Source organism: Endozoicomonas sp. ONNA1, from assembly GCF_024606325.1.
GTDB lineage: Bacteria > Pseudomonadota > Gammaproteobacteria > Pseudomonadales > Endozoicomonadaceae > Endozoicomonas_A.
In genome coordinates this window covers 1-1,127 of the sequence record NZ_JAHHPN010000067.1, presented here as the reverse complement: position 1 = coordinate 1,127, position 1,127 = coordinate 1, and the positions used below count along the sequence as shown (strand labels likewise).

The following is a 1,127-nucleotide window of genomic DNA, read 5'->3' as shown; positions in this document are numbered from 1 at the left end:
CTACCTGAGTGGATTCGATCAACGATGGATCAATGACCGGAAAATTAGCTGTTTCTGTGTTCGTTGTTTTCGGACGCATTTTTACCGGTTCAGTGGTCAGCGTTTCCAGTTCCGTGTCAATTATTTTCGGGGCAATATCAGTAACGGCTACCTTATGCCCGGCCTTGCACATGAAATCACTATTGATCGCCTCATCCTGCTTTGCAGAAGCAACCGCCGGGAGCATTACATCTTCACTTCTACTCACTTCTCTGGCAAAAGCGGTGCCTGTCTTATCAATATTGTCAGATGAACTGACGCAAGCGGCGAAACACGTCTGTTCTATTGTTTTAATACGGAGCGAATCCATTTTTTTAACCCTCACTGCTGTCCTTGCTATGACGATCTGATTAAGAAAAGCCAAACCAGATATAACTTGGACTTTTAACCCAATAGTTAGTTCCAACCATTCTGTGAAGACTGGGCAGAATTATAAGATCACCTCCGCAGCTGCCGAATGGCAGGAGGTCTTGGGGTGTGACCAAGAGATAGTTGGCACGGTGGGCATAGGCAGCAATGAACAATAAATTGAAATCACATGGGCAGTGCCACATTGAGGAGGGTAGGCAATTCGAACTCAATAAAATCGGTTGTTTTCGCCCCACTTCCTGCCATAGTCCAGAAGCATGCTGTACCACTCATCCTCATTTTTTGTATGTTTTTTCATGTTAGCGAGATAGATGTCCAGCCAATATTTCTGGTCGTGCTCTTCAGACAACAAATTTGAAAACTCCTTGGTGGTTAAAGGGCTAACGGCAACATTTTGATGACGCAAACAGTGTTTTGCTATGGTTAATTGACTCTTTTCTGAGCATTCTTCCCAGAGTCGATGAAAATATTCCCGGTACTCTTTAAGGTAAAATTCACAAAGACGAGCTTTGTAACGTTGCATTTCAACCAGAGGCAGACCATTTGTTTTCAGGGATGCGATTGAGTTGTTTTGTGTGCTTTCGCGACTGACCTCAGGAATGTCCTTCCAGCAATCGTCATGCTCATCCGCGCTGTTGGCATTGGCGCCAAAGTCTATGTATTTATCATTGGATTCAGGGAAGAGAACAAGGTTAATCACATTTAACATCAACGCCAAA

The 1,127-nt window shown here is 44.0% G+C and carries 2 protein-coding genes; both read right to left on the bottom strand.

Annotated features, from left to right (window positions below):
- A partial coding sequence (locus KDK19_RS01430; protein WP_257252618.1) for a hypothetical protein occupies positions 1 to 349 on the bottom strand: 349 nt, incomplete at its 3' end.
- A gap of 267 nt (positions 350 to 616) precedes the next feature.
- The coding region (locus tag KDK19_RS01425; protein WP_257252616.1) for a hypothetical protein at positions 617 to 1,127 on the bottom strand (511 nt) is incomplete at its 5' end.